Raw genomic sequence first — 8,660 nt, forward strand, 5'->3', positions numbered from 1 at the left:
TCCCGGGGGTCCGCACGCCCGAAAGCCGGTATGAAGGGTTACTATCTTTGTGGTAAGGTCGTTCAACATGCCCGAGGCGCATCCCGAAGGGGTCTTGGCGCGCCGAAGATTTGTCCCCTGGAATGGCCGATCCGCCCCGGATCCTGCTCGCGAGCGCATCCCCCCGCCGGGCCGCCCTCCTCGAGGCTCTCCGCCTCCCGATCGAGGTCCGGCCCACGCGGGTGGACGAGACTGCAACGGGTCCACCCGAAGCGCAAGTGGTCGAGCTCGCGCGGCGGAAGGCCGCCGCGGTCCTCGAACCCGGGCCCGGGTGGGTCCTTGCGGCCGACACGCTTGTCGACCGCGACGGCGTCGCGCTCGGTCAACCCGCCGGCGCCGAGGAGGCCCGCCGGATGCTCGCCTCGCTCGCCGGCCGCGTACACCGCGTCCACACCGGCGTCGCGGTCCGGCGTCTTCCGGACGGTCCGATCCGCTCCGGCATCGAGAGCGCCTCCGTCGCGTTCCGGCCGCGCTCCGCGGACGCGGTCGCCGCCTACGTCGCGACGGGCGAGCCCCTCGGCAAGGCCGGCGCGTACGCGCTCCAGGGCGCCGCGGCCGCGTGGGTGGAGCGCCTTGAGGGCGACCCCTGGACCGTCATCGGCCTCCCCGCGCGCCTCACGTTGCGCCTCCTCGCCGAAGCCGGCTACCCGCTCCCCGCGCACCTCGCGCCGTGAAAGCCTTTATCGCCCGGGGGCGGGCATCCCAAAGCGGATGCCGGACCTCCTGAGGCCGCTTGCGATCGGCCGCGTGCGCCTCCCCAACAACCTGGTCCTGTCGCCAATGGCGGGCTTCAGCGACCTCGCGCTGCGCGTCCTCGCGCGGCGGCACGGCGCCGGTCTCGTTTGCAGCGAGATGGTGTCCGCGACGAGCGTCGAGCGGGAGGTCCCCGGCACGCTCGTGAAGATGCGGACGCTCGCGGAGGAGGCGCCCATGAGCATCCAGCTCTTCGGGACGGACCCCGCGCGGGTCGCCGACGCCGCGCGCGACGTCGGCGAGCGCTGCGCGATCCTCGGGTTCAACATGGGCTGTCCCGCCCACCAGATCAAGCGCCAGGGTTGCGGCGCGGCGCTCCTTGACCGGCCTGCCCTCGCGATGGATCTCGTGCGCGCGATCAAGGGCGCCTCCGACAAGCCTCTTCTCGTCAAGATGCGCGCGGGCAACGGCGGTCCCATGGACGTGGTCGCCTTCGCGCGCGGCCTCGAGGCCGCGGGCGCCGACGGCCTCATCTTCCACGCGCGCACCGCGAAGATGGGTTACTCCGGCAAAAGCGACTGGGACCTCATCCGCGCCGTCAAGGAGGCGGTCTCCATCCCCGTCGTCGGCAACGGCGACGTCGTGGACGGCGCGAGCGCAAAGGCCGCGCTCGAGCGTTCGGGCGCGGACGGCCTCGCGCTCGGCCGCGCGGCGCTCGGCGACCCGCGCGTCTTCGGACGCATCGCGCGCCATCTCGCGACGGGCGAGGAGGACGACGGCCCGGTCCCGCGCGAGCAGATCGAGGACTTCGAGGCGTACGTCGCGATGGCGCGCGCGGCCGGGATCGGCGAGCCGCAGATCCTGCGCCAGGCGCAGGCCTTCACGAAGGGCTTCCGCGACGCGACCCGCCTGAGATCGGAGCTCTCGCGCGGCGTCACGCCGGAAGGCGCGCTCGAGCGCATGCGGGCCGCGGTCGAGCGGGCCGAGGCGTGGCGCGCGGCGCGCGCCACCGCCTGAATCACTTCGCCCTCTGGGGCGCGAGCACGACCTTGTCGTCCTCGAGCTTCGGCTTCGAAGGCTTCTTGCGGCCGAGCGGACGGAGCGCGGCGCGGAAGAGGCGGACCGTGACCTCGAGCGCGATGAACGCGAGGAAGTACCGGAAGATGATCTCGCGCAGGGGCCACAGCCCCTCGAAGCGCGCGAGGACGGTCGCCGTGTTCAGGAAGCCGGGGCTCACGATGAAGACGCCGAGAAGCGAGAGCGGCACGAGCTTCGCGAGGTCCTCGGCCGCGTTCTCGTTCACGGCGCTGATGAGCCGGACGCCCGCGACGACGGCCATCGCGACGAGGATGAGCCGCTCGACCACCTGCGCCTGCGCGACCGTGTCGTCCTTGACGAGGAGGAAGAGCGCCCCCGTGAGGATCATCACGAAGGTGAAGGAGGTGATCGGGAGGAGGATGCTCTCGAGCGTCGTGCGGCCGATCTTCGCCCAGACCGAATCGTCGCGCTCCTCTCCGCGCTCGCGCGGGCTGAGGAGCATGCGACGGCGGGAGAGCGTCTTGTAGAAGCCGAAGACGATGAGCGTGTAGAACCCGATGCCGACGACGTGCAGGGCGAGGGTGCCGAGGGGCTCCTCGTAGCCGCGCCAGAACGCGAGAAGCTCGAAGAAGCGGCCGAGGGCGGCGACCACGCTCTCCGTGAAGGTCATGGTGAGGATGTATGCCTGCCCGGCTCTTGAAGGAAGGGGGTTTGCGCGGCCGGCCGCTCACGTCGGGGCCGCCGCCGCGGGCCGTTCCGTCGCAAGGAGCGCGACGGCCGCGAGGACGAGGGCCGCGCCCGCAAGCTGCGGGACGGCGAGCGTTTCGCCCAGGACGATGAACGCGACCGCGGCCGTGCTCACGGGCTCGAGCGTGCTCGCGAGGGCCGCGCGCGGCGCGCCGATGAGGGGGAGCGCGACGTAGAACGCCCCGACGCTCAAGGCCGTGCTCACGATGCCCATCGCGAGAACGACGCCCCACGTCGCGAAATCCGAAGGCAGCCCCCAGGATCCGGTGGCGGCGCCAAAGACGCCGAAGGCGACGGCGGCCCCCGCCATGATGCCGGTCGCGACGACGAGCGGCTCCTCGTCCGCGACGATGCGTCGGCCGGCGACGATGGTGCCCGCGTAGATGAATGCGGAGAGCACGGCGAGCGCGACGCCGACGAGCGACGCGGCGACGCCCGGGCCGAACGCGAGGAGCGCGAGGCCCGCAAGCGCGAGCGCGAGGGCCGCGAGCCCGCGGGGCGAGAGCCGCTCGCCGAGGAGCGCGGAGAGCGCGGCGACGATCGCGGGGCTCGTGAAGAGGAGGAAGCTCGCGAGGGCGGCCGCGATGTGGGGCAGCGACGAGACGTAGACGCCTGACGTGCCGGCATAGCCGACGGCCCCGAGGGCGAAACCGCCGAGAAGCGCTCGGCGCGAGACGCCGCGGCCCTCGAGCGCGAGCCACGCAACGGGGGCGAGCGCGACCGCCGCCACGAGCCAGCGCCAGAACAGGAGCGCGGGCACCGTCATGCCGGCCGAAAGCGCGAGCTTGCCGAGGACCGCGACGCCGCCGAACGACACCGCGCTCACGACGATCGCGATCCAGCCCTTGCGACGCGCGTCCACGCGCCCCCGAGGCCGGCGCGGGCCTTGAAGCCGACGGGGCGGGTGAAGTTACAAGACCTCTCCCGCGGCCTTGGTTCCGGGAGGCCCACACGGGAGGCCGCGCGCCGCGCTCGCTGCGGAAGCCTGATCGTCCCGTCGTCTTCCGCGCCCTCGGGAGGTTTGCCGCATGACCCTTCGCCCCGTCTCCGTACTCGCCGTCGCTCTCGGTGTCGTCGCGTCCGGATGCCTCGGATTCGGCACCATGAACCACGCCTATCCCGTCGACCCGGAAACCGGGGAGCCGAACCGCGCCGAACTCGACCGCTGGGGCCAGATGAACTGCATCGCCGAGGCCCGCGCGGGCGAACCCGATGCGCGCTGTCCGGTCGAACCGACGGGGGTCGCGCATCCCGCGACGGGCATCCTCGTGCTCGACGCGTTCTACATCGGCGCCGTGGGGCCGGCCCAGCCGCTCTTCCTCGCGGAGGCGGCAGTCTCGTGGGATCCGACGGATCCCTCCTCGCAGGCGCCCTACCAGGTGGCCTTCGACGCCCTGCGCGGCGGCAATACGGCGCGCGCCTCGGGGGGTCTGTTGCCCGACATCATCCTTCCGGGCCCCGGCGGCTTCGTCGCCGTGCTCGGCTGGTGGGACAATCATGACGGCGACGCCGACCTCGAGCTCAGGGGGTCGCGCGCGTTCGACGAGGAAGGGCGGCCGATCTGGCCCCCGGACAACGAGTTCGCCCCGCTCGGCGTCGAGCGCCCGCTCGGCTTCGTCGAGCCGGGGAGCCGCCCCACGGCGCATTCGCCGCTCCGCCCGGGCGCCCACGAACCCGATTTCGCGTTCGAGTACGTCCTGTCGCACCACATCTACGCGTCCGAATATGCCGTCGATTCCTACGGCGCGGGGAGGGCGGGCGCGATCGTGTTCCTCGACGGCTCCCTCGTCCAGACGTTCACCACGGCCGTCGTCTCGAACGCGACGTCGACCCCCAACATCGGCGGTCTCCTCCCCTTCCATCCCGGGTCGAGCGCGCGCGTCGACATCGATGTCTACGCGGCGATCGCGCCCGGTCCCGTGGCCGCGCTCTACGGAGCTTCCGCGGCCCCCGTCGCGAACGGACGCGGGAGCCCCAGCCTCGGATGGTGCCCCGACGGCTGCGAGGCCGAAGCCGTGCCCGCGACCGGCACGTCCGCCGACGCCTTCTCCGGCGCCGCGGCGCGCTCCGCCTGGGGCCGCTATCCGCAGGAGTGGCGGGACGGGAGCGGCAGCACGAACGCGGGACGCCGCGAGGCGTACCTCGCCGAGTACACGCCGTGGATCGACCTCCTGCCGAAGACCAAGATCGTCCATCAGGGCAGGAACTCGCTCGTGGGCCACACGGTCCCGCTCATCGGAGGAGAACGCGACGGCGTCCCCACGATGGCGCCCGGCGTCCTGACCCTCGAGCTGTTCGTGGGCCTTCACCGCGACCTCGACGGCGACGGCTTCGTTGGCCGCGCCGCGCGCGACGATCCCTACGAGGGAGGACGGCGCCCGCATCCCGACGACTACGTCGCGTCGGAGGGCGAGTTCTTCGGGCTGCGTCCGGTCACGCCGTCCGAGGATGGCGGGAGGGTCGTCATGCTGGGAATGACCGCGACCCTCGTGCCGCACACCGTGTGGGGCGAGGGTGTCTTCCGGTCCTCGTCGTACCACGTGCAGCGGGCGATCATGGGCTACGAGGCCGATCCCGAGCGATGCATGGCCCTCCTCGCCCTCCCGGATTGCGCCGACCCCGATCGCATGTTCCTGCGCGGAACGGAGCCGATCACGCTTCTCCTCCAGGAGCTCGACGGCTTCCCGGGTCGATACGGTTCGGACGAAAGCGTCGCGATGCTCAACGGCTCGCCGGGCTTCACCGTGTGCGTGGAAGCGCTCCTCCTGCAATGGACGACCCCGGACGGCGACGCGCGCGAGGAATGGGTGCGCGACTGCGACGAGATCGCCCGCTACGGGGGGTGAGCGCGGCTGGACCGGGCTCCTTTCGTCATCGCCCTTGCCGCGGCGCTCGTCCTTGCAGGCTGCGTCGGCGGGACGAACCGCTACGCGTACGAGGCGGGCTACGAGCTCGGGGAATCGCACGCGGAATCGGGGCAGCACCATTGCCTCGCCGAGGCGCGATACGACCGCGAGGACGCCGCGTGCCCGCGGGAGGCCACGGGCGCGAGCTTCCCTCCGACGGGCATCCTCGTCCTCGACGCGTTCTACGCGACGTCGGTCGGACCGCCGCGGCCTTCGTTCCTCGCGGAAAGCGCCGCGGCCTGGAACCCGCGCGACGCGAACGCCGCCTCCCCTTTTCAGGCGGCAAGCGACGCCGAGCGGGGCGCGAACACGGCGCGCGCCTCCGAGGGGCTCCTTCCGGACGTGATCCTGCCGGGCGCGGGCGGATTCGTCGCCCTCTTCGGTTGGTGGAACAACGCGAACGGCGACCCCGTCCTCGAGATCAAGGTCGACGCCGGAAGCTCCGCCGAGGACCCCCGCTGGAATGCGACGAACGAATGGATCCCGAAGCCTGGCGCCGCGATGCTCGCCTACGTCGAGCCGGGCAGCCGCCCGCGCGCGACCACGCACGAGCGACCTTCGGAGGAAGAGCCTGACCTCGTCCTCGAGTACACGACGGAAGGCCACGTGTACGTCACGGGGAAGCCGTCGCTCGTCCTCTTTCCCGACGGGTCGCTCCTCCAGGCGTTCGAGACCCTCGTCGTGAGCGACGCGTGGCGCCTCCCGAGCGCGCACCTCCCGTTCACGCCGAAGGACGGCGCGCGCGTCGACCGCGACCGGTACGCGGCGGTCGCACCCGGCCCGGCCGAGGCGGTCTACGGCGCAACGCTCGCCCCCACGGTGAACGCCGTCGGTTCCCCGAGCTACGGTTCGTGTCCGAACGGCTGCGAAGCGACGAGCCTCCCCGCGACCGGCACCGCCGCCGACGACGCCACGGGCGCCGCGGCGCGGGTCGCGTGGGCGCCCTACCCGCGCGAATGGATGGAGGGAAGCGGCGCGAGCGCGGCGGGGCGCCGCGCCGCGTACCTCGCGGAGCCGACTCCGTGGGTCGACCTCCTGCCGAAGTCCCGCGTCCTCCCTTCCTCCGTCGTCATCGCGCGCGACACCGCCCCCCTTCTCGGCGGCGGCGCGGACGGCGCGCCCACGATGGCGCCGGGCTTCTTCACCGTCGACCTGTACGTGGGCCTCCACCTCGACCTCGACGGTGACGGCTTCGTCGGCCGCGCGCCGCGGGACCCGCACGAAGGCGGGAGGCGACCGATCCCCGACCGGTACTTCGACCCCGCGGGGGAATTCCTCGCCATGACGCCGATTCTACCGGACCCGGACGGTCTCGGCCGCGCGACGCGGCTCGCCGTCACGCTCGTCCCCGACACGGACTGGGGGGACGGGGTCGTGCTCCACGACCGCGCCCCGGCGGCCCTCGGCGCGGGCGGTTGCGGCCTCGACGTCTGCCCCGACGCCTCGCCCGTCCTCGTGACGGGCGGGACGCCGATCACGTTGACGCTGCGGCCGGAGGGGAACTTCGCGCCGGGCCGCTGGGTGACGCTCGAAAGCGTCCTCATGCCGCACGGGTCGCCCGGCTTCACCGCCTGCGTGGAGCCGATGGAGATCCGCTGGACGGACGCGGAGGGCGCGCCGCGCGGGGAAATCGCCTGGGACTGCGACCGCGTGCCCCGATGGACGCCCTCGGTCCCTGTTGACGGATGAGGACTCACGCCTCGTGCGGAAGCGGCTTCAAGGGGCCCCCGGCGAACCGAGGCGAGGACGCGCCTTGTCACGCTCGAACCGCGCCGCCCGCGCCGACAAGGGAAGCGGGAGCGTCCTCGGCGGCATGGTCGCCATCGTCCTCTTCACCTCCGGCTTCGGCCTCGCGCTCACGCACCTCCTCGCCGTGGAGAGCGCCGTGCCCGCGCGCAACGCCTCGTCGCTCGAATCCCAGGACGCCGAGCGCGAGATGCAGCTCCTCTTCGAGGGAAGCGGGCTTCTCGAGCGGGGCCGGTCGAGCATCCTGGATCCCGCCCGCTACGACGCCCTCCGCGAACACGGACGCGAGCCCGGCTCGCGACTCGCGGTGCGTCCGCTCGAGCCCGGAACTTTCCGGCCCGACCTCGCGACGCTCAGCGTCGGCTACATCGCGTCGGGCGGGCCTGAAGGCGAGTCCGAGAAGGATGCGCTCGCGCGCCTCCTTCCGCGCTTCGATCCGCGATCGAAGGGACTCCTCTCGGAGGGCGACGTTTTCCCGGACGACGCGCAGACCCTCGCGCGCGATCTCGGGCCGCGGCTTCTCGGTTTCTTCCGCATCGAGGACGCCTCCGCGAGCCCCGGCGCCGGCTTCACGACGCTCGACGGCTCCGCGCTCGCGGCGCGCGGTTTCCGGGCGCCGATCGAAGGCGCGCGCGCGGCCCACGTCCCGGCGGGGTTGCGAAGCGACGTGCGCGCGGTCGTCGGGCCCTTCGCGACCGCGCCCCTCTCGGTCCTGACCTTCGCCGAGCAGGTGGACGGAGCGGCGACGCGTCTTGCGCGCGCGCCATGGACCGGTGTGTGCCTGCCGCAGTCGCCGTCGAGCCTCCTCACGCCCCCCGCGACGCCTACGGGACTCCAGGGCGCCTCGGGCGACCAAACCGCGTCCCTGAGCTGGAACGCCGCCTCGGGCGCGACCGCCTACCGGGTCTACCGCGACGGGGCCCTCGTCGCCGCCACGCCGCTGCGCACGCACATCGATACGCCCCTTGTCAACGGGGTTTCGTATGCCTACCAGGTCTCCGCCACGAACGCCGTCGGAGAGAGCCCGAAATCCGCGCCCGTCGTTGTCGTTCCCCTGCCTCCGCTCCCCGCGAAGCCCGCCACTCCGAACGCGATTCCCGGCGACCGCCGCGTCGACCTTGCGTGGTCGCCCGTCGCGAGCGCGACAAGCTACCGTGTTCTGCGCGACGGCGGCCTCGTGGCGACGACCACATCGGCCGCGCACGCGGACGTCGGCCTCACGAACGGCGTCGCCTATCGCTACGAGGTCGCCGCGGTGAACCTCGCAGGGGCGGGTCCCGCCTCCAATTCGGTCACGGCGACGCCCGTCGCGCCGGCGCCGGGCGCGCCGGCGAACCTCGCGGCGACGGCGGGCGACGCGCGCGTCGATCTCGCCTGGTCGCCCGTCGCGGGCGCGGTCGCCTACCGGGTCTACCGCGACGGCGCGCTCGCCGTCGCGACCTCGCTCGTCGCGCACGGCGACGCGGATCTCGAGAACGGACGCACGTACGC

At 73.0% G+C, this 8,660-nt stretch carries 7 protein-coding genes; 5 read left to right on the plus strand and 2 right to left on the minus strand.

The annotated features are described in order from the left end of the window. Positions 1-122: 122 nt before the first annotated feature. Together VM889_08865 and VM889_08870 are read left to right on the plus strand one after the other, a co-directional pair. Positions 123-713, plus strand: a complete 591-nt coding sequence (locus VM889_08865) for a Maf family protein (GenBank protein ID HVL48653.1) — start codon at positions 123-125, stop codon at positions 711-713. A gap of 37 nt (positions 714-750) precedes the next feature. Then, complete coding sequence (locus VM889_08870; GenBank protein HVL48654.1) at positions 751-1,749, plus strand: tRNA-dihydrouridine synthase family protein; 999 nt, start codon at positions 751-753, stop codon at positions 1,747-1,749. 1 nt (position 1,750) lies between these two features. Here VM889_08870 and VM889_08875 read toward each other — a convergent pair whose 3' ends face one another. Beyond that, positions 1,751-2,440, minus strand: a complete 690-nt coding sequence (locus tag VM889_08875) for a hypothetical protein (GenBank protein ID HVL48655.1) — start codon at positions 2,438-2,440, stop codon at positions 1,751-1,753. 57 nt (positions 2,441-2,497) lie between these two features. Continuing rightward, on the minus strand, positions 2,498-3,379 hold the full coding sequence (locus tag VM889_08880; protein ID HVL48656.1) for a DMT family transporter: 882 nt from the start codon (positions 3,377-3,379) through the stop codon (positions 2,498-2,500). Between the two features lie 166 nt (positions 3,380-3,545). Here VM889_08880 and VM889_08885 point away from each other — a divergent pair, with 166 nt between their 5' ends. The 3 genes from VM889_08885 to VM889_08895 form a co-directional block, all read left to right on the plus strand. Then, the gene (locus VM889_08885; GenBank protein HVL48657.1) at positions 3,546-5,363 is read left to right on the plus strand and encodes a hypothetical protein; all 1,818 of its coding nucleotides are present in this window, start codon (positions 3,546-3,548) and stop codon (positions 5,361-5,363) included. Between the two features lie 402 nt (positions 5,364-5,765). After that, complete coding sequence (locus VM889_08890) at positions 5,766-7,112, plus strand: hypothetical protein (GenBank protein ID HVL48658.1); 1,347 nt, start codon at positions 5,766-5,768, stop codon at positions 7,110-7,112. A 64-nt stretch (positions 7,113-7,176) separates the two neighbouring features. After that, positions 7,177-8,660: hypothetical protein (locus VM889_08895; protein ID HVL48659.1), on the plus strand; the 1,484-nt coding region annotated here is incomplete at its 3' end.

This window comes from Candidatus Thermoplasmatota archaeon (assembly GCA_035540375.1).
In the GTDB taxonomy this organism is placed as follows: Archaea; Thermoplasmatota; SW-10-69-26; order JACQPN01; family JAJPHT01; genus DATLGO01.

Coding starts and splice junctions, on each gene's coding strand:
- VM889_08865 (HVL48653.1), top strand. CDS start 123: ATGGCCGATCCGCCCCGGATCCTGCTCGCGAGCGCATCCCCCCGCCGG.
- VM889_08870 (HVL48654.1), top strand. CDS start 751: ATGCCGGACCTCCTGAGGCCGCTTGCGATCGGCCGCGTGCGCCTCCCC.
- VM889_08875 (HVL48655.1), bottom strand. CDS start 2,440: ATGACCTTCACGGAGAGCGTGGTCGCCGCCCTCGGCCGCTTCTTCGAG.
- VM889_08885 (HVL48657.1), top strand. CDS start 3,546: ATGACCCTTCGCCCCGTCTCCGTACTCGCCGTCGCTCTCGGTGTCGTC.